Source organism: Pseudoalteromonas sp. Z1A8 (genome assembly GCF_011378855.1).
GTDB lineage: Bacteria > Pseudomonadota > Gammaproteobacteria > Enterobacterales > Alteromonadaceae > Pseudoalteromonas.
On the sequence record NZ_WTLB01000006.1, the window covers coordinates 1 to 24703 of the forward strand.

The window sequence follows — 24703 nt, forward strand, 5'->3', positions numbered from 1 at the left end:
TTATTACTAAAACAACTCGGTACTAACAAATAAAACAAAACTTCTTTCAAACTAGTATTCAAAATGGGTTATTGCTAACCCATTTTAACGAAAGCAATTAGATGCTAACGATGTTTTCAGCTTGTGGACCTTTTTGACCTTGAGTAACAGTAAACTGTACACGTTGGCCTTCAGCTAGAGTTTTGAAACCGTCGCCAGAGATTGCGCTGAAATGTGCGAAAACATCAGGACCAGATTCTTGCTCGATAAAACCAAAACCTTTTGCTTCGTTGAAAAATTTAACTGTACCAGTTGTAGTATTAGACATAATAGTATCCTAAGAATTAATAAAAGTGCGCCTTAAATTAGGCAATTTAACAGGAAGAAAACATACATTTAACTGAGGATAACGCGAAGGATTATTACTAAAACAACGTGGTACTTACAAATAAATAGGGTTTTCTGTCAACCCGATGGCAAGCAGGATAACAGTAAATTAAGTCATATACCAAGCCCTATTGTAAATTTATTTTAGAGTAAGTGCTTTATTTGTTTGTTTGTTTTTTAACTAACTAGTTATGATTGAGATGATCTTTTTAACTTATAAATTAAAGTTAAGTTTATTTTAATCAAAGCTTTACGCTTATTTTTGTACACAGTTTTAGAGTGGGTAAAATACAGGTTTTAACTGGTTAAAACATGACCTAATTACCTACTAAATTTTTTGATATATATCTTAAATAACGTGATTCATTAGCCCCAAATTACAAATCCAAGTATTAATAATGCAATCCAAAGTGTTTCAGCAACAATTAAAATAATAGGTTTTATACCTACTTCGGTAAGTTTTCCTAAATTAGTTTTCATACCAATGGCTGAAATAGCCGCAATTAAAAAGAACTGCGAAAGTTCGTTAGCGGTTTCAAGCACTATTATAGGAAGAGAAAAGCAGCTATTTATTATCATGAGTATGACAAAGCCAATTAAAAACCCAGGGACTTTAGGTAATTCTCCGTGTTTTTCTTTATTTGAGCGATTAATAATAACCATCATAATAAGTACAACGGGTAGCAGCATAGCAACACGTACAAGTTTAGTTAGGGTTGCTATATCGCCAGTCTCAGGTGATACCGAATAACCAGCACCTACTACCTGCGCTACGTCGTGTATTGTGCCGCCTAAAAATACGCCTGCATTATGGGCGTCAAACTCAAGGTAATTAACCACAATAGGGTAGAGGATCATAGCAAGGGTCGACATGGCTGTTACGCCAATAACCGTAAGTAAAGTATCGCGCTCTTTATGTTCGCTGTTTGGCATAATAGAGGAGATAGCTAGCGCAGCAGACGCTCCACAAATAGCAACTGAGCCGCCTGTAAGTGCACCAAAGCGTTTTTGTAAGCCAAATGCGCGCGCAAGTACTACGCCTAAAATAATAGTAGTAAATATAGCGCCCGCTAACATAAGTGCGGTTTGCCAACCTAGTGTTACTAAATCTCCCAGTGCTATGCGTGTGCCTAGCAGCACTATACCTACGCGCAAAACCGTGGTGCCGGTAAAGTCGATACCTTTGGCGCAAGGGCTATCGCTTTGATATAAAAATGAGACTGCCATACCCAGTAACAAAGCAAACAGCATGGCTGGTGCGCCGTAATGCTCACTTAAAAATAAAGCGGCAAGGCCAGTCATTGCAGCAATGCTGGCACCTTGCCATAAAGGTGATATTTTACAGCTTAATTTACTACTTAAGCGCTGCATTACGCTTTAGCTGCGGTAAGTGCTACTAACACTTGGCGTTTACGTTCGCCTGTAAAAGGGCGGCGACCATGCATAGCCATTTCGTTATCAACTAAGGCTACATCGCCATCTTGCCATGCAAGATCAAAGGTAAATACTTTTGAAAGCTCAACAATTTTATCAAGTCCAGCTTTAGGAATGGCACTGCCATCGCCAAAGGTAATAGCAACCGATGGGTTTTCGCGTACGCCTTTCCAGCCCATGTAAGCGGCAATCAGTTGGTTATAAAAAACCTGTACGTTGTTTTCAAGAGTTACTACAGCAGGAAGTACCGGTGTAACGGCTTTTAGTGAGCCGTCTTCAAGCCATTCCCATTCGTAACCCAGTTCGGTTAATTTGTTATGTGCTTCGTCTTTGGTTTCAACGCTTAGTGTACTTTTCCAGCTTCGGCCTTGGCCTGATGTTGCGTCGTCAGCGGCTGGCATATAGGTGGTGTACTTTAGGCCTTTGTGTTCAAAGTCATGGGCAAGTTTACTGTCGTATTCTTTTAATGCGCTAAATAACTTATCTGATCGGCAAAGAGGTGTTGCACCACCTTCTTCTGCGGCCGATTTACAAAAAAAGAATAACTTACTTGGCGAAATAGGCGTTTGAGCCATTTCGTGGTGTAAGTATATTTCTACATCTTTTGGCGCTTCGTTAGCTGTAAATACACGCTCGGTAAAATTAATACGCACCGCGTTTGAAAGCGACTCTTTATAAGTAAAATTGTCGTAATCAAAACCTGCTGAAAACGTATCAAAGGTTTCGGCGCTATTTACAGGAAAACCACGAAACAACACAGCTCCTGAGCTGCGAAGTTTTTTGGCCAGTTCGCTTTTATTGGCGCGAATGAAAGCTACCGCTTCTTCAACGGTGCTGGCGTTATTGTTATTAACCACAATGCACGGAAAAACCGAATCATCGAATGTTAATTGAGTTGGCACTGAGGCGTAGTTAATTTCGGTAGCTGACATTGTATGTTCCTAATCGTAAATTGGGTGAAAACGGTTAAAGGCAGCTTCACAAAAGTGCCCAGGGTCGTTAAATCGGCGATTACTATTAAGCGCAGAAATTTGCGCCATTTCTTGCTCTGTTAATTCAAAATCAAACAGTGCAAGGTTTTCTTTCATGCGTTCAAGTTTTGAAGTTTTTGGAATAATGGCAGTACCACGTTGCACGCCCCAGCGAAGTACGACTTGTGCTGGCGTTTTGCCATGATTTTGTGCAGCCGCTTTAACAACGCTTTGCTCAAGAACCGATTCGGTTTTATCTGCCATTTCAAGCTCAAGGTACGAAAGCGCACCCAGTGGTGAAAACGCAGTAACCGGAATATCGTACTGCTTAGCTAATCTTACTAATCGCTCTTGCGTTAAATAAGGGTGCGACTCAATTTGCAACATAGCGGGTTTGATATTTGCGTAGGTCATTAAATCGTGAAGCAGTGCGCTTGAGTAATTACATACCCCAATGCGTTTAGCTTTGTTGTTATGTACTTGTTCTTCCATTGCTTGCCACGTTAAATATAGCGGCACTTTTGCCAACTCCATTTGTGGGTTTTGTGCGTCTGGATCAACAAACCATTCTGGTGGATAGCGGGTTTCTATTGGCACAAATGTTTGCGCAATCGGAAAATGAATTAGGTATAAATCTAAGTAATCTAACTTTAAGTCACTTAGTGTTTTATCTATCGCGAGGCCAACATGCTCTGGTGCATGAAAGGTATTCCACAGTTTTGATGTTATCCATAATTCTTCGCGGGTACATAAGCCATCGCTTATTGCTTGGGCTATGCCATCGCCTACTTGCTCTTCGTTACCGTAGTCTGATGCGCAATCAAGATGGCGGTAACCTGCCTTAATGGCTTGGTATACCGTTTGTGCACAATCTTCTTGTGCGACTTTCCATAAACCGAACCCTACTGGAGGGATATTATTTAATGAACTCATTGGGAATTCCTGTTAAAAATACATAATGACTTAGGTCTTGTATAAGACATAAGTTATTATACGAATCAAACAGTGTCAATACTGTGTTAACAGCAAAGCAGTAAATGAGAGGGTTAAAAAACCTGCAGGCAGCAAAAAGGCAGCGTTTGCTGCCTTTAAAAATATTTAATTATTATGCGCTAAAGTGGGTGGTTAGCACTAAAGAGGCTCTTAATCAGTCGAGCTCAATTTGATAGTGGTAATGATCGCTACGGCATTTGCTTTGGCGGTATTCGATACGCTTACCTTCGATTGATTCGGTAATACGTGATACCAGCAGCAGTGGGTCGCCAGCTTTAATAGCTAGCATTTTGGCATCATCCATTGTAGCAAGTACGGCTTTAATACTGTCTTGGGTTTTGTGTACAGTTTGGTTAAATTTGGTCTGATAGTAATGGTACAATGTATGCGGAATATCACTACTTTGATGTATATCAGGAAAGTAGCTTTGCGGTAGGTATATAGTTTCGCTCATGCAAAATTCGTTATCAAGAATACGCCTACGAACAAGCTTGGTAACTTTGTCTTTTTTATTGAGCTGTAACGCTTCTATTACTTCAACTGGCGCTGCACAAAGCTCAACCGATAGCAGTTCAGCCTTTGGCAAATCGGCGCCTTTACCGTCTGCTTGTAACGGAAAAAATCTAAATAATGCATCTTGCGCAGTATGTTGCGATACAAACGTACCAACGCCTTGGCGACGAGTCACTATTTTATTGTCGGTTAATAAGTTTAGTGCTTTACGAACCGTACCTTGGCTTACGTTAAATCCTTCAGCAAGGCGAAATTCGCTTGGTAGTGCTTCGCCAGGTACCCAGCGTCTTTCAACAATGAGCTGTTTAATATAATCAGCCACTTGTAAGTAAAGCGGTTGAAAAGCCAAGCTTGGGCCACTTAATTTGTGATCAAACATAGAGTTACTCATTATTATTTACCATTAAATTTAATCCACCTGTAGTTATATCATAGGTGAAACCTTTTACGCATATTTGCGCTAGCTCAATTAAACGTGAACTACTGCTGTAATGTTTTTATAGGCGCAAAATATACATTATGCCTAAAAACAAATCGTTACACTACAATAGCTCACCCTTAGGAAATTAAAAGTGCTCAGTATTTCTTTTGAACTCATTTTGCTTATGGCGCTGTGCCTAAGCCTTGCCACTGTAATGCAAACTCTTAGCGGGTTTGGCTTTGGGTTGCTGGTGGTTGCAAGCTTTACGTTGCTTGATGTATTGCCACTTACGGCAACTACATTTTTAGTGAGTTTGCTAGGGTTAGTTAATTCAACAACCGTGGTCGTTAAAAACCGCAGTTCGGTAAAAGTACCCGAGCTAAAACTTATGTTGTATACCGGTATACCGTTAATGCTGATAGGTTTTGTGCTACTTGAGTTTATGTCGTCGCATTTAACGCACTATTTAAACTTTATTTTAGGCGTAAGCATTCTATTGTGCTGCGCTTTAATGCTGATTGGCCGAGATCGTGCCAATAAACAAAGCCGTCCTCGTTCGTTTTTAATAGCCGGTGGGGTGAGTGGGTTACTTGGAGGGTTGTTTTCAACCTCTGGGCCACCGCTTGTGTTTCAGTGTTATAAGCAAAGTTGGTCTATTGAAGCTATTCGCAGTACGTTATTAGCGGTATTTACTATTGGCGGGCTAGTACGTGTAGGTATCGCTTTATTTGGTACTTTGCCAGAGCTCGATATTATGTTTTTAATTGCAGCGGCTATTCCTTTGGTGTTGCTAGTTACGCATTTTGCTCGTAAATTAACGCCCTACGTAGACGCTAAATGGATACGCATTATAGCTATTACGTTGCTAGGGCTGAGCGGCGTATCGCTGGTGACTACATCGGCGCCGGGTATATTTTAAAAATCACGATGTAAATAATTCATCTTAGGGTTATTTACATTGACATGGGGGTTACAATTATTTAACTTGTGTCTTATACAAGACTAATAATTGGTTAAGGAACTCCCATGAATGCATTTGAATTACGTGAGCCAGACTGGAACGCAATAGAGCCAGCACGCTTAACCGCACCGCCAAAGTTACAAGGTAATGTGCTGGTTTTGCCCACTCAGTTTGGTGATATTAGCGTAACGATAAGCCAGTTTGGTTTACGTTTAAATGCAGGCACCACACATGACGAGCAGTTTAAAATATTAACCACAACCCCATCAGAATATCCCCTTACACTTAGCAAAAACAATAATGATTACAGTGTAAGCGGTGGCGAATACCGCCTAGAATTTTACAGCGACCCTTTTCATTTCAAACTTTATAAAAACGATGAGCTAGTACAGCAATCAGCAACTGATGGCCACTTTGTACGCCAGCACCGTTTACCGCCACTAGCAAAAACCGATAACGGCTGGATTTTAAGCCTTGAGCTTAACTACGATGAGGCCGTGTATGGCCTTGGCGAAAAGTGGGGCAAGCTTGATAAACGCGGCCAACTTATTCGTTCATACAACCACGATGCGCTGGGTGTTAACGCCGAAAAGTCTTATAAAAACACCCCGTATGCATGGAGCCCAGAAGGCTGGAATTTATTTGTACATACACCCGCGCCTGTTACCCATGGCGTCGGTTATGCATTGTGGTCGCAACGCGCTTATATATGTTTAGTTGAAGATGACGCGCTAGATATCTTTTTATATCAAGAACAAACACCTGCTCAAAGTATTAACCGCTATTGTGAACTAACAGGTTTTGCACCGGTGCCACCGCAGTGGAGCTTTGGTGTTATTTTATCAAAAGCGTATTACAAAGATGCCGACGAACTACTTAGTGTTGCCCGCGAAGTACGCGCTAAAAAAATGCCGTGCGACGTAATTACCCTTGATGGCCGAGCATGGCAAGACACCGACACTCGCTTTGCCTTTGAATGGGACCCAACACGCTACGCCGACCCAAAACCAGTACTTGATAAACTAAAAGCGATGGACTTTAAAATTTGTGTGTGGGAATACCCGATGATCTCGGTAAATAACCCATTGTTCGCTAAAGCGGCCGAAAACGGCTGGCTTATAAAAGACAAACGCACAGGCAAAGCGTATCAATACGAGTGGGATTTAAGTCCATTTGGCGAAGTACTTACGCCGCTGCCAGAATCGGGTATTTTAGATTTTACTCATCCCGACGCTTACGAATACTGGCTTGAGTCGCATAAGCCTTTGTTTGAGCTTGGCGTAGATATGATAAAAGCAGATTTTGGCGAACAGTTAGAAGACGAAAATATGGTATCGCACAGTGGCGACAGCGGTATTAGATTGCACAACGTTTATAGCATGTTGTACAACCGCTGTGTTTATGAAGCCGCCGAAAAATACTGTAAAACAGGGCCATTTTTGTTTAGCCGCTCAGCATGGACTGGCAGCCAACGATTCCCTGCTCAATGGGGCGGCGACCCACAAGCCGATTGGCAAGGTTTAGCGGCGAGCATTCGCGGCAGCTTAGCATGGGGCATGTCGGGCGGGCCGTTTTTTGCAACCGACATTGGCGGTTTTTATAAAGACACTCGCGACGCAGAGCTTTACGTGCGCTGGGCGCAAGCCTCAGTATTTAGCGCACACATGCGCTTGCATGGTATTGGCCCTCGCGAACCGTGGTCTTATACTGAACAAGCAAGTGACGCGGTATTTGCAGCACTTAAACTACGCTACCAACTTATTCCTTATTTAGAACTAAGTGCAGAGCAAGCGCAGCAAACCGGTTTGCCGATTCAGCGTGCAATGGCACTGGCATTTCCTGATGATGTGCTAGCACATAGTTTTGATCAGCAATTTATGTGCGGTGAAAAATTACTGGTTGTGCCATGTGTAGTACCAAACGGTAAAGTGAAATTTTATTTACCACAAGGCAGCTGGATTCGTTTTCCTGATAAACAAGCTTACGAAGGTGGTAAGTACTACGAGCACACACTCGCACTTGAAGAAATGGCAGTATTTATGCGCGAAGGCGACAGCCTAATGCTTGGCCCAGACGTTCAACACACAGAACAAGACATGAGCCAATTAACGCCATGGCCTAAATAAAACTCGGCTTAATAAAAAAAACACAACACACATACAACACACACAATAATAAAGATATTAGCTTACTTTTTACCGAGTAAAGTAAGCTAAAAGGGGCGCAAGATGGAAGGTATGAACATTACCATGACACTGCTATCGTGCTTGGCGTTTATGGCGCTGGTGGGATATATCTCGTACCAAAAAACCAAAGGGGAAGTTAATACCCAAGACGGCTACTTTTTAGCGGGTCGTGGGTTAACGGGTACGTTTATAGCAGGGTCGATGATCCTCACTAACTTATCGGCAGAGCAACTTATTGGTCTTAATGGCTCAGCCTATGGTTACAACCTAAGCTCAATGGCGTGGGAAGTAACCGCGGGGATCTCAACCATCATTATGGCGTTGATCTTTTTGCCGCGTTATTTAGCGGGTGCGTTTTCTACCTTGCCTGAATTTTTACGGGATCGTTTTGACGATACCGTACGCCGCATGACGGTGATCTTATTTATGGTAGGGTATTGTTTTATAACGATCCCTTCGGTTTTATACTCAGGATCAATAGCCGTACTTAGACTGTTTGATGTACCCACCCTATTAAATATGAGTTACGAAGCAAGCTTGATTGTCACTATTATTACAGTGGGTTCTGTTGGTGCTATCTATGCTGTTTTTGGCGGCTTAAAGGCCGTTGCAGTGTCGGATACTATAAACGGAGTTGGGCTACTTATTATTGGTATTTTAGTGCCAACACTGGGTTTAATTGCATTGGGCGACGGGAGTTTTTCAGAAGGATTAAGCACCCTTGTAAACACCGATACAGAAAAGCTTAACGCTATTGGTAGCAGCGACGATCCCGTGCCATTTGGGACTATTTTTACAGGGATGATCTTAGCTAATTTGTTTTATTGGGGCACCAATCAGTATGTGATCCAGCGTACACTGGGCGCTAAAAACTTAGTTGAAGGCCAAAAAGGGGTGTTGTTTTCAGGGTACTTTAAAGTGCTAGTGCCGTTTATGATGATGATCCCAGGCGTTATTGCTTACCATCTTTATAAACACGAAAGCCTGCCCACTATCGATTTAGCTTATCCACATTTAGTAAAAGAAGTACTTCCACAGTATTTATCAGGCTTCTTTTTGGCCGTATTGCTAGGTGCTGTATTTAGCTCGTTTAATTCACTGCTCAACAGCGCAGCAACCTTATTTTGCTTAGACGTTTACAAGCCAATGAAAAAAGACAAAGTAACAGACAGCCAACTTATAAAAGTGGCTAAAATTACCAGTATTATTATTGCCGTATTATCGTTTATAACCGCGCCATTATTGATGTTTGCACCCGAAGGCTTATGGCACATAATTCGTGTGTTTACAGGTTTTTACAACATTCCGGTCATCACAATTGTATTGGTAGGTTTGTTTACCCGAAAAGTGCCCGCACTGGGTGCTAAAGTCGCAATTATATTCCATATTATTGCTTACACTTTGCTTAAATTTGTATGGGATGTAGACATAAACTTTATCCATATTTACGCCATTTTATTCTTTATTGAATTGGCAATTATGCTGGGTATTGGTTACTACAAACCACTTAAAACACCATGGCAATTTACACGCAAAGCCGAGGTAGACCTTAATCCTTGGAAATATGCACTGCCTTGCGCCATCGTATTAGTAGGCCTAATTGTTAGTTTATATATATTGTTTTCTCCGCTTGGACTTGTTGGTGGAACCAGTGTGTACTTTGTACCAAGCTTAGTTGCCGTTTGGGCTACAGCCTTTGTGCTTAGCTGGTGGAGCGTTCGTCGTTGGCATACACGCTACGAAAATAGCTTGGCGCATATTGGGATTCCAAAGGCCGCATAACATGCGGCTGACTCCTCATTACTTAATTTAAAATTACATTTTATTCACATAATGATTGCATTAAGAAGATAGTTTGTTTAAATTTAAAGCTCTTATATAAGATATAAGAGCTTTAAGGAAAGTATAACAACACACTGCACCGCTTTATTAGCAACCCACACAATTGCTAGCGCGGTACCACACAGCACACACGCACAATATGGAGAATGACATGAGAGCTAAAAAGTCCGTCTTAAGCTTGGCAGTCACGTTAGCAATGACAACCGGTTTAGCATTAAGCACGCAAGTACATGCGCAGCAAGAGCAAGCCGAGCAAGAACAACAAAAAGTAGAAGAAGCTAAAAACGATACGTTTGAAAAAATAGTCGTTACCTCGCAAAAGCGAACGCAAAGCTTAAACGAAGTACCTGTTGCGGTATCGGTACTTAATAGCGATCAAATTAATTCAGCTTTTGCTAATAACATGGAAGGCTTACAGTCACTTGTCCCTTCGGTGAGCTTTAGAAAAGGCACAACAACACGTAACTCAGCGCTAACAGTACGTGGTATTGGTACTATTTCATTTAGTATTGCTGCCGAGCCAAGTGTGGCAACCGTGGTTGATGGCGTGGTACTTGGCCGCTCTGGTCAAGCTTTTGCCGATTTATACGACGTAGACCGCATAGAAGTACTGCGCGGCCCACAAGGTACGTTATTTGGTAAAAACGCCTCAGCAGGTGTGGTAAACATAACAACAAAAGATCCCTCGTACGACACAACAGGCAGCGTAGAAACCTCGTTTTATCAAGATAACGAATACCGTTTTAAAGGCGTTATAAGCGGCGGTTTAACCGACGACCTAGCAGCAAGCTTAACGGTATTTAAAGGCAAGTTTGACGGTTACATTGATAACGTTTACAACAACGAAAAAGTAAACGGTTATGACCGCGAAGGTGCACGCGCCGTATTTAAATACGAGCCAGAGGACGACTTAAGCGTAAAATTTATAGCTGAATTTTATAACGCAGATGACGATTGTTGTGCCGACTTAGAAGCACTACCAAGTGGTCGTAATCCAGATTCAAAAGCAGCGCCAAACAGTAACGGCATTGTTGATGGCGTAGCCGATATTGACCTAGACCAACGCAAAGTAGACCATGATTACGAGTCGCGCACAATTGACGAACATAGCGCGTTTTCGGTGCAAGTAGATAAAACAATTGGCGACTATACGTACACGTCAATTACAGCGCAGCGTTCATGGGATAACACAGAATACCGCGAAGGCGACTTTACCTCTATTGCTGGCGACAGCAGTGAGCCGGTATTTGGCGCGCCGTTTCAGTTACATGATATTGGTGCACAGCAATGGGATCAGTTTTCGCAAGAGTTTAGAGTTACATCAAACCTAGCTGGGCCATTTAATTATGTTGCCGGTTTATTTTATTGGAACATGGATTCACAACGTAACTTTACTCGTGATGCAAGTTGTCAAAACAATGGTGGCCAGCTTGATAGCGCAATGGCTTTTTACGCGCAAAATAACTTATCGGGCGCAGAGCTTGATGCTGCACTTAACGACTTAGATGGTTACACGCAAGGTCTAGGCGTTAGCTGTAACGCAAACGATATTGTATCGGCCACTGCTTTTATGAGCACCGAATTTAATAACTGGGCAGCCTTTGCCGATGGTACTTACGATTTATCTGAAGATTTACGCGTTTTATTTGGTATTCGTTACACCGACGACGAAGTGTCGTACACGCATCGCCGTGTAAGTAACGATGTATATGGCCGCACCGGTGTAGGCGTGCGCCCAGCAACACTTAATACAGATGATGAAGGTAAAGCAGAAGAAACCAACGTATCGGGTCGTTTAGGTATGCAATACGATTTAGGCGATGGCCAAATGGTATACGGTACCTACTCGCAAGGTTACAAAGGGCCTGGTTTTAATATTTATTATAACTTTAACCCAGACAACGATAGCCGCGAAATATCGCCAGAAGAGTCAGACGCTTACGAAATTGGCTACAAATACGCAAGCCGCGAATTTGTGTTTAACATGGCGCTTTTTAGAACAGAAATTGAAGGTTTTCAAGCTAACAACTTTGATTGTTCAGACGGCACCTGTATTACCCGCTTAACAAATGCAGGCGACGTAAGCACGCAAGGTGTTGAAGTCGACTTTATGTGGGCTGCAACAGAGTCACTAACGCTTACCGGTGGTGTCGCTTATATTAAAGCTGAAATTGACGAGTTTAATTGTCCGGCAGAAGTAGCTGCAGGTTCGTGTACTGACCGCTCTGGTTTAGATGTTCCATTTTCGCCAGATTTAAAATACTCACTAACAGCTGATTACTTTATTGAAACCGACCATGGCTTTAACGTACACATAAACAGCTCATACATTTACACCGACGAGCAATACTCAGACCTGCCAGATAACGTAGGCGAGTTTAATCCAGCTGCTTTATTACCAGATTACGGTATTTTAAATGCAAGTGTGGGTTTGTCGTTTAAAGATGATGCGTTTAGAGTATCGCTTATTGCTAAAAACTTAACCGACGAAAGTTACGTAACTACCTACAGCGGCGATAACTTCCGTTACCAAATACCGCGTGATGCAGAGCGCTACTTTGGCGTATCGTTTAAAGCACGTTTTTAATATTTAAATAATTACATTTAATAATTTCCCTTAAAATAAGCGCAACGTTTTACACGTTGCGCTTTTTTGTGTTTTATTTTTGTGACTTATCTTTGTAATAATTTAGTCATTGTTTCTTCATCAAAAAGTCCTTTGGTAGTCATATCTATTTTTTATAGTGCAGCGGTTACTTATTTGAGGTTTACGCTTCAACAAAAAATAACCACTACACAATGGGAATAATAAAGGATGAAAATAAAAAAAGTTGCTGCGGCAGTTGGCTTAACGTTTATGTTAAGTGCACCAAGCTATGCCAATGTATTACCACAAAGCCAAGCACAAAGTAGCTGGTATACAAATGCCCAAACCACGTTAGCTGCAAAAACAACTCAAGCGAAAAGTGAGCAAACAACAAAAGCTAAAAACGTTATTTTATTTGTAGGTGACGGTATGGGTATTTCTACTCTAACCGCTGCACGTATTTTACAAGGCCAGCGCGCGGGTGAGCTAGGTGAAGAAGGTTATTTAAGCTTTGAAGAGTTCCCATACTCAGCGCAAGTAAAAACATATAACGTAGATGCACAAACGCCTGATTCTGCAGGCACAATGACCGCGATGATCTCAGGCGTTAAAACCGATGTAGGTGTTATTGGCGTAGATGAAGATATAGAACGTGGCGTATGTTCAAGCGCTGCAGGTAACGAGCTTTTAACAGCCACAGAACTTGCTGAAATTAAAGGCCTAGCAACGGGTATTATTTCAACAGCGCGTATTACTCATGCAACGCCAGCGGCAACGTATGCTAAATCGGCCGACCGTAACTGGGAAGATATTTCAGATATGCCAGCCGGTTCAGAAGCATGTGAAGATATTGCATCGCAACTTGTAAACTTTGAAAAAAACTTAGAAGCCCGTTATTTAGGTACCGATGTAGACGGCCTTGATTTTGTGATGGGGGGCGGTCGTCGTCACTTTTTACCAAAAGATGCAGCCGCTAACTCAACTGACGCAGTAAGCGCGGTAGAGGGCGATCGTACTGACGAGCGTAACTTAGTGACTGAGTGGCAAACACAATACCCAGATGCTACGTACGTAATGGATCAAACAGGCTTTGATGCAATAAGCGACGACGCCACTAAAGTATTTGGTTTATTTAACGAATCCCACATGCAATACGAAGCTGACCGCGCAAACGATGTAGCGGGCGAGCCTTCGCTTACCGATATGACCACTAAAGCTATTGATGTATTGGGTAAAAACGAAAAAGGCTTTTTCTTAACCGTTGAGTCGGGTCGTATTGACCACGCGCACCACGCGGGTAATGCATACAATGCGCTTAACGATACCATTGAGTTTGCTAAAGCCGTGCAAGCAGCGGTAGATAACACCAACCCAGAAGAAACCCTTATTTTAGTAACCGCCGATCACAGCCACGTATTTACTATTGCAGGCTACCCTAAACGCGGTAACCCAATTTTAGGTCAAGTAGTTGCAGTGGGTGCAACTACACCAAGCCTAGCCGCCGACGATATGCCATACACCACAGTAGGCTATGCAAATGGTTTAGGTTTTAGAAATTTAGTTGATGAAACAGATGCCGATGCTGCTTATGCAACTGGCCCAGTAGCCGGACGTGTTGAGCTTAATGGAGTTGATACAACAACACCCGGTTTTCACCAAGAAACAACCGTGCCACTCGGTTCAGAAACACATGCCGGTGAAGACATTTCACTACACGCAAAAGGCCCCGGTGCACAACTTGCCCAAGGCGTAATTGAGCAAAATGTAGTGTTTCATTTAATTAATCAAGCTCTTGAACTAACTCAGCAATAATGGCGGCTAACATGAACAAATTAAAAGTACTTTCTTTGGCAGTAATGGTCGCGCTAGCGGGTTGCTCAAGTGATAACGATAAAAGCGAAAACAATATTATTGCAGTAGACAACGCCATAGCAATAGGCTCTGAGCAATGTATAAATGGCGGCGTAGAAACCCAAACAGGCGCAGATACAAACGAAAATGACGAGCTTGATAGCAGTGAAGTAACGTCTACTAATTTAGTGTGTAACGCACCCGCTACATCACTTACTAGCGAGCAGCTAGCATCCTTAACAAGCAACGAATGGTATAGCGGCGCGCAGGCTCAGCTTGCAAAAACACAACAAGCTAACGCAAGTGTTGTTACCGAATCAGGCAAAGCTAAAAACGTTATTTTATTTGTAGGCGACGGTATGGGTATTTCAACCGTAACGGCTGCACGTATTTTAGCGGGCCAGCTTGAAGGCGGCTTAGGTGAAGACTACCAGCTTAGCTTTGAAACCATGCCTTATTCAGGCTTTGTTAAAACCTACAACGTAGATGCACAAACGCCAGACTCGGCAGGCACTATGACGGCAATGGTATCGGGTGTTAAAACCGACGTTGGCGTAATTGGGGTAGATGAAGACATTGAACGCGGCGTGTGTTCAACCGCCCAAGGTAATGAGCTGGTTACCTCGCTAGAACTTGCTGAAATAGCCGGTAAATCAACGGGCCTTATTTCAACCGCGCGAATTACTCATGCAACACCAGCTGCAACCTATGCTAAATCGGCTGATCGTAACTGGGAAGATATTTCAGATATGCCAGCAGGTTCTGAGGCATGTGAAGACATCGCATCGCAACTAGTTAACTTTGAAGCCAACCTAGAAGCGCGTTTTGCAGGCATTGATGTAGATGGCATTGACGTAGTAATGGGGGGCGGTCGTCGTCACTTTTTACCAAAAGATGCAGCGGCAAATTCAAGCGATGCAGTAAGCGCAGTAGAAGGCGATCGTACTGATGGCCGTAACCTAGTGACTGAGTGGCAAACAACTTACCCAAGCGGCACATACGTAATGGATCAAACCGGTTTTGATGCAATAAGCGACGATGCTACTAAAGTATTTGGCTTGTTTAACGAATCTCACATGCAATACGAAGCCGACCGCGCAAACGACGTAGCGGGCGAGCCTTCGCTTTCGCAAATGACCGCAAAAGCAATTAACGTGCTTGATAACAACGCAAACGGGTTTTTCTTATCGGTAGAAGCAGGGCGTATTGACCACGCGCACCATGCGGGTAACGCATACAACGCACTAAACGATACCGTAGAGCTGGCTAAAGCCGTAAAAGTGGCAATGGAAAACACCAACCCAGAAGAAACATTAATAGTTGTAACAGCCGATCATAGCCATGTATTTACCATTGCCGGTTACCCTAAACGTGGCAACCCAATACTAGGTAAAGTAGTCGCGGTTGGTGCAACTGAGCCAAGCCTTGCTGCCGACGATATGCCATACACAACTGTTGGCTACACCAATGGTTTAGGCTACAGAGATTTAGGCGATGAAACCAATGCCGATGCATCTTACTTAGCCGCACCGGTTACAGGGCGTGTTGATTTAAGCGATGTTGATACAACCACACCGGGCTTTCATCAAGAAGCGCTCGTTCCGCTAGGCTCAGAAACTCATGCCGGTGAAGATGTAGGTGTATACGCAATGGGCCCTGGCGCTCACTTAGTAACAGGCACAAACGAGCAAAGCTTTTTATTCCATGTAATGGACTTTGCGGCTGATTTAGTTAAAACAGCCGACGAAAAAGTAACGCAGTAAGCCGCTAACTTGTATGTTTAAAAACAACTCGTACCCTGTGCGAGTTGTTTTTTTATGTCATAAAAATGCCATTGTAAGTCGTTATTGTATGGCTATTACAGTGACGTTTAAATAAGAGATTAACCGATGAAAGTAGCATTGTTTTTAATGGCAACCTTAGCAAGCACCAGCACATTAGCAGCGCAGTGCGATATTAATGCCGAATATTTAAAAGCCGATTATAAAATTACCAACAGCCATAAAGCGCAGCAAAGTAATGAGTCACTTACCCTTTGGCGAAACGATCAGCAAGTAGCGCATCAACGCCAAGTAATTACCGAGCTTTGGCAGCACTTAGCTAATAAGCAAATTCGCCCTATTCGTTATTTTAATGCCCAACAACGCGGTATTGAATATCAGCCATCTGAGGTGCGCGGTGTGCAAAATTGGAGTGCTAAAACCAGCTGGTGGATGCACATTTAATTGAAAAAATGGCGCTTTTAAACACCCAAGGCACAGGCTGCGATGAAGTAAAAAACTACGCACTTACCGAGGACGATAACCAATTTAAACTCGCTTTATTTACGCAATCAAACTTAGTTAAAACCTTTAGCGTAACTAATAAAAAAGCCCAAACAAACACTGTGCTTAGCCTTAATAATGTAAACAGCAATAAAGCAGAAATAACTGAGCAGTTTGCCAAATGGGATCGCTTTCAAACCACCGATTACGCCGATATTGGCGATAACGAAAACGACCCGTTTTTAGCTAAAATGATAAACCTTGGGTTTATAGAACACAGTGCAACAGGCTTTTATAACCAGCAAGGCGAAGCTATTCAAGGCGGGCATCACCACTAGTTTTTAAATGTTGTAGCTCATCGTTTGTTTGCTGTTTTGAGGTTAAGTTTATACTTCAGCAGGTAGAAGAATATGAGCTACGAGCAAATATTTAATGAACGAGTTAATAAAGTTACCACCACGAAAATAATAGATGAGGAAACTTTCTTTTTCGAGCATTGATGTTTTTTCGAATGCTGCGAATATTGACATTTTTTCGAATGTTTCGGATAATAAAGAGGTAGTGAAATTTGAGCTACGTATTTATAAATAGAGAGAAACAAAATGAGCATAGCTACAAAATTGCCAAGTGCTGAAGAAATTGCATTGGCTAGACTTGGTAGTCAAGAGCTATCCGCTGTAATGGAAACAAACGGTGAAGCCCAAACTATTAATGTTATTGATAAAAAAAGTGGCAAGTCGCATGAAGTAACTATCCCTGCAAATGCGTTAAACTTAATGATTGAAGTATTAACTCAGCTGGGGCAAGGAAACTCTGTTAGCATCACACCAATTCATGCAGAGCTAACCACGCAAGAAGGAGCAGATCTTCTAAACGTATCTCGCCCAACTTTTATTAAACTTCTTGATTCTGGAATTATTCCTTTTACTCGTTCTGGGAATCGCAGAAAGGTGGCTTTTGCGGACGTTATGGCGCATAAAAAACACCTTGAAGAGGAAAGTCTCGCTACTCTTGCTGATTTATCTGCATTGGATCAGGAAATGGGTATGGGATATTAATGTCTTCATATACTGTAATTCTTGATGCATGTGTTATGTATCCGGCACCGCTTCGTAGCTACCTGATGTATTTAGCTTGTACTGGGCTTTACAGAGCAAGGTGGACTAATCAAATTCATGATGAATGGATTAGAAATTTAATAAAAAATAACCCAGAGCTAGACCCTGAAAAACTTAAGCGTACTAGAGAACTTATGGACAAAAGTGTTCCGGGTTGTCTGATTGAAGGCTATGAGCCATTAATTAATGGTCTTACTTTACCTGATATTGATGATAGGCATGTCGTTGCTGCTGCAATTAAAGGTCAAGCGGAATCAATTATTACTTTCAATTTAAAGGATTTCCCTAAAGAAGAGTTGGATCCATTAGAGTTGTCAGCTATTCATCCAGATGAATTTCTATGTGATATGTTCGAATTGAATGCTAGTGCATGTATAACTGCTGCCCAGCAACAAAGAAATAGTTTAAAGAATCCCCAAATGAGCGCAGAAGAGTTTTTAGCTTGTTTACAAAAACAAAAGTTACCAAGCTTTGTTTCTAAACTGAAGCAATTTCAAGCAATTCTTTAATCCCATTTAGCTAAAAGCTGCTGAGGCGGCTATGCCCTATAAATAAACGTTTAAAGAAGGAGTTAATTTAAGTCACAAGCATCAAGTAATGCTATTAGGCTGCCTTCCTCTTATTTCCAAAGTAACTCAATATTTTCAACATATTTATAGTTGGTAATAACTTACACTATTTGTTATTAATAGAAGTTCACACTATAGGGACGTTTTAGTGAAAATAAGGAAATGTCCTTTGGTAGAGCTGTTATATGCACAAGGAGTATTAGCATTGTTTAATAAATTAATTCCAATTTCACTAATCGTTTTATTATCAGCATGTGGTGCAACTCACCCACCCTCATACCAAAAAGACAGAGCACCTGAAAGTAGAGATCAATATAGCGGTGTGGAAGGTATGGCTCAGTATCAAAAAGACCAAAGTCACCTTATGAGTAAAGAATTATCTGATAAATGCAAAAAAGCTAAAATTGATCTGGCTATCGCAAAAACTAATGAAGACTCTAAAGAAATTCATAAACAAAATTCATTAATTAAGAGTACATGCGTATAACGGTTTTATTCCGAGTAGGGTAAAGTCATTCAAGAAAACTAAGTCTAACAAATCACAGACGGCTACCTCGTAGCCGCCTATTATTTGGATCTTACTACTAAGAACTCAAACTCAACCGCCTAACACTACTCAAGATGAGCATCATCAGGCTTTTTAGGTTTACTCGCTACTTCTGTTAAGCCGTCTTCGCAATCGCCGCTGTCGCAGGTGTTTAAATCGCTTTGCGCTTGTTTATCTTGTTGTAGTACGTGTTTTAAATCTTCCATGCGTTGGCGCACTGCTACGCCGTAGGTGGCGTCGTCGCCCCATAACGCAGCAAGTTGTACTACTGCAGCGCGGTCGTGGTCTCTAAACAGTTTACCTGCACGCTCTGCATCTTGCTTAGTGTTACCTAGTAACTCGAGTGCCTCTACCGCTAAGTTAATTGCTGAGTCGACTGTTTCGCGGTTAAACGCATCTACTTTTAAATTAAGTAATTGATACGCATGGCGGCGGTCGATTGCGCGAGCAACAATTTTAAGCTGCGGGTAGTTTTTATGGGCGAGCTTAATTATCTCAATGGTTTTATCGGGGTCGTCTATTGCCACCACTAGCATTTGTGCTGTGTGCGCGCCTGCGGCTTCAAGGAGTTCTTGGCGTGCGGCATCGCCATAAAATACGGTATTGCCAAAACGGCGCAGTAATTCTATTTGACTAGGGCTGTGATCAAGCACGGTAATTTCGTAGCCTTGCGCGTGCAGTAAGCGACCCATAATTTGCCCAAAACGTCCGTAGCCCGCAATAATTACGTGCTTAGCGGTGCTAATTTGCTCTGGCTTATCAAACTCAGGTAAAGCACTGCTGCTGCGTTTTTGCAGTTGTTCGTAAAGCATTAATAACAGTGGGGCAATCAGCATTGATACTGCAACAACTAAGGTAACAAGACTGGTTTGCTCGGGCGTTAAAATGCTTAAGGTGGTGGTTACGCTTAAAAGTACAAAGGCAAACTCACCCCCTTGGGCAAGCGCTAAGGCAAATAATAACTGCTGTTTACTGTTAATTTTAAAGGTAACGGCAAGGGCAAATAAAATGCAGGCTTTAACTACAATGAGTAAAACCACTAAGCCTATAACGGTACTAAACTCGTTAAATAGCAGTTCAAAGTTAATTGATGCGCCAACAGTTATAAAAAACAATCCTAAAAGTAAGCCTTTAAAGGGTTCTATATCGGCTTCTAATTCGTGTCTAAATTCGCTCTCGGCAAGTACAACGCCGGCTAAAAAAGTCCCCAGCGCAGGCGATAAACCAATACTTTGCATAACCAGTGCAATAGCGACCACTAAAAACAGTGCAAAAATAGTAAATATTTCACGCATGTGGGTTTGCGCTATATATCTAAATAACGGTGCCGATACATATTTACCGCCGGCAATAATAGCGGCAATAACCGCGACTGATACACATACTTGTTGCCATACAGGCCAGCTTGCAATAATCGAATCGCTAATGTCTTTTGAGCTAGTTTGCGGGGCAAATGCAAGCAGTGGCAATAGCGCTAAAATAGGAATAATGGCGATGTCTTGAAACAGCAATACAGAAAACGCGTTTTGTCCGGCTTCTTGCTTTAGCCAGCCTTTTTCTTCAAGGCTTTGCAGCACAATAGCGGTAGAGGAGAGCGCGAGCATTAAACCAATGGCGAGTGCAGTTTGCCAGTGCATGGCAAAAAACCAATAACAAAATGCAAAAATAGCGGCGGCAGTAAGCACAACCTGTAAGCCACCGAGCCCTAAAATAGAGTGGCGAAGCTTCCATAAACGCGAAGGTTGTAGCTCAAGGCCCACTAAAAACAGCATCATTACTACGCCAAATTCAGCGAAGTGCATTACATCGGTTTGATCGCCCACCACACCTAAGGCATAAGGGCCAATAAGTATGCCGGCAATTAAATAGCCTAACACTGAGCCAAGGCCGACTCTTTTTGCAATAGGGACAGCGACAATGGCTGCTGCTAAGTAAATTAAAGCTATTTCTAACACGCGTTTATCCTAAGTCATTCTATTTATGCTCAAGGTATTTGAGCATAAATAGAATGACTTAGGTTCTTATAAAATACAATAATTCATGTGGCTGAAAATACGTTATTTTTAGCTCATACTGTTAGGGCGTGTTGATCTTTGGTGGGTGAATTTGCAGCAGTATGTTTGGTTTTTAGGCAAGGCGGAGCCTATGTAGTTTGGTTATTCCCCATGAATAGGCGATAACGCAGCATAAATACCAAACATGCGCTGCCCTTTGGGTTCTTTCTAGGGACGATTAACTCTTTGTTGCTCGGTTTTTACTTAGCCCACTAGGTTACAAACCTCGCGCCGCGATTTAATCGCCCCTAGATTGAACAAATTTCAATCCACAAAGATCAACACGCCCTAATCAGCTACTCTTACAGAGCCGCTAATATTATCGATACTTACATCTCCCGAGCCTGATTCGGTAATAGTGAGTCCTTTGGCATGATTAACACGAATGTCGCCCGAACCGTCTTCAATAGTAACGCTTGAGCCAATATGCTCAATAAGCATGTCGCCAGAATTATCATCTACATTAACAGCGCCGCTTATATTTTTAATTACTATTTCACCCGAGCCATCTTCAACGTTTAGTGTGCCGCTCACGTTACTTACGTGCATTTCGCCCGACCCATCTTCAATAATGGCATTACCACTTACGTTGTTTATATGAATGCTGCCAGAGCCGTCGGTAAGCTCTAAATTACCCGCGATGTTTTCAAGGTTTACTTCACCTGAGCCATCATCGATTGTTAGGTTTTTAGCACCGTTAATTGTTAAATCACCCGAGCCGTCTTTTACATCAATATTGCTCTGCATAGCACTTATAACCATATCGCCAGAGCCATCATCAATATCTAAATTGAGATTACTTGGCACAGTAACCACTAAATCAATATGTGGAGATTGGCCATTGTAAAAACTAATACCATTACGGCTTTTATTTTGGGCAACAAGCTTTGCCTGTTTACCGTCTTGCTCGAGCGTTAGCTCGTATTCGTCTTCAATGTCGGCTGTGTAAATAGTGGCATTAACACTAATGCTGGTGGCCGTTTTTGAGCCTTTTATTTCAAGGCTACCTGCACCGCTTAATACATTTAAGTATTCTAGATTATTGTTTGGCAGTGAAAGCTGTTTGGTTTGCTTAACTGACGCAACGCTTGGCGATATATGAAATACACAGCCACTTAATAATAAAATACCGCCAATAAGTGAAAGTGGTTTTGTAATGCTAGATACAGTTGATGAGCTCATGTTTAGTCCTTTGGTATTTATTGTTTGTATTTATATAAACAATATAGAGCAAAAATGAGGCCGGAATGTAAGTTGTTGTTTTATATGGGGTGATGGTTTTTTATGAAAGTTGAAATACTAATAAGTGGTTAAAATAACCAACTATTAATGAAAAGGATGCGCGATGCATCCTTTTATAATTGCTCAGCTTTTATTAGGGAACTAATTAAAAGCTATAAGTAATATTACCGTATAAAAAGCGCCCGTCTAATCCGTAAGGCGCATACGGTGTGTACGGGAATATTTGGCCAAAGTCAGAGTAACCAATGTTATCCACGGTTGCTTGTGGGTACTGATCGAATAAGTTGTTTGCACCAACGGCAAATTTCCAATATTCGTCTGGGCGGTATGCCACTTCTAGGTCGGTGATCCATTTAGGGTCTAGGTATTCATCGCGATCGGCTGTTGTTGAAATATCAGCGACTTCACCGTAGCGCGTTGCACGAAGCGTAGTTTGCCATTCGTTAAAGTTCCACACTGCCGATAGGTTCCATTTGCTATCTGGTGTGCCTTCTTCAAAACGACCTACTTCACGACGCGCAAAAACAACGTAGTCTTCACCTAGTGAATTAAGCTCGCTTGGGTTGTCGTTTACGTGCGTTACTTCGGTGTCGTTAAAGTTAGCGGCTACGTTTAAACGTAAATCACCTAAGTTGTCTAAATCTAAGTTGTAAGTAGCAACTATATCTACACCTTGCGTGCGCGAGTCGATAGCGTTGGTAAAGTAACGTACGCTTTCTGTATTTAGCTCACCGGCATTTTGTAGTATTTCTACTACTGCATCGCCTTCTAAGTTTTCAGACAAAACAATACGGTCATCAATATCAATACGGTATGCATCAACCGTTAAGCTAAAGCTGCCTTGAGTGTAAATAAAGCCTGCTGTAACGTTTACTGACTCTTCAGCATCTAACGGCTGAGCACCTAGTGCTTGCGCTGCTGCTGAATCGGTAGGGAATAAACCAACTTCAAATGGTTGGTTGTTTTCAAGTACGGTTGATATTTGGCGGTACGAGCTTTGCGCTAAAGATGGCGCACGGAAACCTGTGCTAATTGCACCGCGCAGCGATAGGTTTTCAGTAATGCTGTAACGCGAAGCAAGCTTAGAGGTAAACGTGTCACCAAAGTCGCTGTAATCTTCATAACGACCCGCTAAAACGACGTTCCAGTTTTCTGTTAAGTAGGTATCAAACTCAACAAATACTGCTACGTTATGGCGGCTTTCGTCAGTCGCACTTTCTGGTCCAAAACCAGCAAGTACTTGCGCGCCACCGGCTGCAATTGGATTGCCGTCGCTATCAAGAGCAGTGATGTAAGACGCTTCTTCGCCTTCTTCTATTTTATAGCTTTCGTGGCGGTATTCAGTACCTACGGTAAAAAATACGTCATCTGGCAAGCCAAAATCAAGCGTGGTATTGGCCGTTGCGTTTACTAAAAACTGATCGTAAACCAATGCACCGTTGTCAAATTCGGTTGGGCTGTCTGCACCTAATGATGTATTAATACTGTTTACAACGCCAAAACCAAAGTCGTTACGGCCGTAGTTGGTACTTACATCCCATGTCCAGTCGTTAGTTTCGCCTTGTAAGCCCAGTGCAAACGAGTAGTCTTGTACATCGGTTTCAATTTGCGGTAAAAAGCCATCTGGGTACACTTCTAAAACGTTGCGGTCGTCTTTTGCACGGCGGTAAAAACCACCTGAATTACCTTCGCGTTTTGAGTAGCTACCAAACGAGTAAAGGTTATAGCCGTTATCTAAATCGTAACCCATGTTGTAAAACAAAGCGTAGTCTTCAAGGTCTGCTTTACCAAAACGGTGATTGTAACGATCAATAGTAAACTCGCGTGGGTCTAGGCTGCCATCATCAAGGCGGCTGTATTGTTCGCGTGGGTCAAAGCCAGAGCGTTGAGTTGAGTCGTTATCGCGGTACTCAATAGATACATTTACAAAGCCGTTATCAGATAACGAAAAGCCAGAGTTTGCACTAACAGTGCGCGTTGCGCCGTCGTTTACTTCTCTGTCGCCGCCGGTATTAAACGCAAGGTTACCGTTTGCATCTGCGTAGGTGCTTTCTAGCTGAGATACGCCAGCCATTTGAGTGTCGTATTTACCGTACGTTACGCTTACGCTACTGCCTTCTGAGGCATCTTTAAGTACAATGTTAATTACGCCAGCAATTGCGTCAGAGCCGTACTGTGCGGCCGCACCATCGCGTAGTACTTCAACACGTTTAATGGCTGAAGTTGGAATCATGTTTAAATCAACAGCTGTAGAGCCTCGGCCAACAACACCCGCTAAGTTTAATAACGCACCGGCATGGCGGCGCTTACCATTAATAAGCACTAATGTGTGATCGGGCGCTAAACCACGTAAAACAGCAGGTTTTGCATGGTCAGTACCATCACCCATAGTCGCGCTTGGGTAGTTAAAGCTAGGTACTTGGTTTGCTAGTATTTGGCTTATTTCTAGCTGACCGGTACTTTGCATATCACCGCTGGTAATAATATCTACAGGTACCGTACTTTCGGCAATACTGCGTAGGCTTCTGCGAGTACCGGTAACCGAAATTACTTCGATATTTTTTTCTGCTTGATTATCTTGCTCTGCGGCAACGGCCATAGAGTAAGGTGTGCTAAGTGCAGTGGTAACGGCCAAGCTAAGTGCGAGTTTATTTGCAGATAAACGCTTAAAAGTCATTAATTGTTCCCCAAGAGCTGCTAGTCGAAAAGGAGCGCATCATATAGAAGCGGCTACCCTAGTGCAAAGATAAAAACTATCTAAGATATTCTAAGTTGTTAACAAGT

At 42.3% G+C, this 24703-nt stretch carries 17 protein-coding genes and 1 pseudogene; 10 read left to right on the forward strand and 8 right to left on the reverse strand.

What is annotated here, in order from left to right:
* Nucleotides 1–97: 97 nt before the first annotated feature.
* The 5 genes from GQR55_RS03840 to GQR55_RS03860 form a co-directional block, all read right to left on the reverse strand.
* Nucleotides 98–307 carry a cold-shock protein gene (locus tag GQR55_RS03840; RefSeq protein WP_006792548.1) on the reverse strand — a complete coding sequence of 70 codons (210 nt, stop codon included), beginning with the start codon at nt 305–307 and terminating at the stop codon, nt 98–100.
* Between the two features lie 425 nt (nt 308–732).
* The gene (locus GQR55_RS03845) at nt 733–1737 is read right to left on the reverse strand and encodes a YeiH family protein (protein WP_166419505.1); all 1005 of its coding nucleotides are present in this window, start codon (nt 1735–1737) and stop codon (nt 733–735) included.
* The gene (locus tag GQR55_RS03850) at nt 1737–2732 is read right to left on the reverse strand and encodes a TauD/TfdA family dioxygenase (protein ID WP_166419506.1); all 996 of its coding nucleotides are present in this window, start codon (nt 2730–2732) and stop codon (nt 1737–1739) included. The genes GQR55_RS03845 and GQR55_RS03850 overlap by 1 nt, the downstream gene beginning before the upstream one ends.
* 9 nt (nt 2733–2741) lie before the next feature.
* Nucleotides 2742–3704 carry an aldo/keto reductase gene (locus tag GQR55_RS03855; protein ID WP_166419507.1) on the reverse strand — a complete coding sequence of 321 codons (963 nt, stop codon included), beginning with the start codon at nt 3702–3704 and terminating at the stop codon, nt 2742–2744.
* A gap of 214 nt (nt 3705–3918) precedes the next feature.
* Complete coding sequence (locus GQR55_RS03860; RefSeq protein WP_166419508.1) at nt 3919–4668, reverse strand: GntR family transcriptional regulator; 750 nt, start codon at nt 4666–4668, stop codon at nt 3919–3921.
* Nucleotides 4669–4849: 181 nt separating this feature from the next.
* Between GQR55_RS03860 and GQR55_RS03865 the strand changes: the two genes are divergently transcribed.
* From GQR55_RS03865 to GQR55_RS03910, 10 genes and pseudogenes are all read left to right on the forward strand, one after another.
* Nucleotides 4850–5617 (forward strand): sulfite exporter TauE/SafE family protein, encoded by a 768-nt coding sequence (locus GQR55_RS03865; RefSeq protein WP_346774251.1) that lies wholly within the window; start codon nt 4850–4852, stop codon nt 5615–5617.
* A gap of 107 nt (nt 5618–5724) precedes the next feature.
* The gene (locus GQR55_RS03870; RefSeq protein ID WP_166419509.1) at nt 5725–7785 is read left to right on the forward strand and encodes an alpha-xylosidase; all 2061 of its coding nucleotides are present in this window, start codon (nt 5725–5727) and stop codon (nt 7783–7785) included.
* 102 nt (nt 7786–7887) lie between these two features.
* Complete coding sequence (locus GQR55_RS03875) at nt 7888–9627, forward strand: solute:sodium symporter family transporter (protein WP_206012023.1); 1740 nt, start codon at nt 7888–7890, stop codon at nt 9625–9627.
* Between the two features lie 211 nt (nt 9628–9838).
* Nucleotides 9839–12274 carry a TonB-dependent receptor gene (locus GQR55_RS03880; protein WP_166419510.1) on the forward strand — a complete coding sequence of 812 codons (2436 nt, stop codon included), beginning with the start codon at nt 9839–9841 and terminating at the stop codon, nt 12272–12274.
* A 228-nt stretch (nt 12275–12502) separates the two neighbouring features.
* Nucleotides 12503–14086: an alkaline phosphatase gene (locus GQR55_RS03885; protein ID WP_166419511.1), complete on the forward strand. Its 1584-nt coding sequence runs from the start codon at nt 12503–12505 to the stop codon at nt 14084–14086.
* 11 nt (nt 14087–14097) lie between these two features.
* Nucleotides 14098–15888, forward strand: coding sequence for an alkaline phosphatase (locus tag GQR55_RS03890; protein WP_166419512.1), 1791 nt, complete (start codon nt 14098–14100; stop codon nt 15886–15888).
* Nucleotides 15889–16014: 126 nt separating this feature from the next.
* Nucleotides 16015–16727: pseudogene (locus GQR55_RS03895) on the forward strand (hypothetical protein).
* A 264-nt stretch (nt 16728–16991) separates the two neighbouring features.
* On the forward strand, nt 16992–17447 hold the full coding sequence (locus GQR55_RS03900) for a helix-turn-helix domain-containing protein (protein WP_166419513.1): 456 nt from the start codon (nt 16992–16994) through the stop codon (nt 17445–17447).
* On the forward strand, nt 17447–18016 hold the full coding sequence (locus GQR55_RS03905) for a PIN domain-containing protein (protein WP_166419514.1): 570 nt from the start codon (nt 17447–17449) through the stop codon (nt 18014–18016). The genes GQR55_RS03900 and GQR55_RS03905 overlap by 1 nt, the downstream gene beginning before the upstream one ends.
* Nucleotides 18017–18281: 265 nt before the next feature.
* The gene (locus GQR55_RS03910; protein ID WP_166419582.1) at nt 18282–18563 is read left to right on the forward strand and encodes a hypothetical protein; all 282 of its coding nucleotides are present in this window, start codon (nt 18282–18284) and stop codon (nt 18561–18563) included.
* 125 nt (nt 18564–18688) lie between these two features.
* Here GQR55_RS03910 and GQR55_RS03915 read toward each other — a convergent pair whose 3' ends face one another.
* From GQR55_RS03915 to GQR55_RS03925, 3 genes are all read right to left on the reverse strand, one after another.
* Nucleotides 18689–20578, reverse strand: a complete 1890-nt coding sequence (locus tag GQR55_RS03915) for a monovalent cation:proton antiporter-2 (CPA2) family protein (protein WP_166419515.1) — start codon at nt 20576–20578, stop codon at nt 18689–18691.
* Nucleotides 20579–20965: 387 nt separating this feature from the next.
* Nucleotides 20966–21859 (reverse strand): DUF4097 domain-containing protein, encoded by an 894-nt coding sequence (locus GQR55_RS03920; RefSeq protein ID WP_166419516.1) that lies wholly within the window; start codon nt 21857–21859, stop codon nt 20966–20968.
* 205 nt (nt 21860–22064) lie between these two features.
* Complete coding sequence (locus GQR55_RS03925) at nt 22065–24596, reverse strand: TonB-dependent receptor (protein WP_166419517.1); 2532 nt, start codon at nt 24594–24596, stop codon at nt 22065–22067.
* Nucleotides 24597–24703 lie beyond the last annotated feature (107 nt).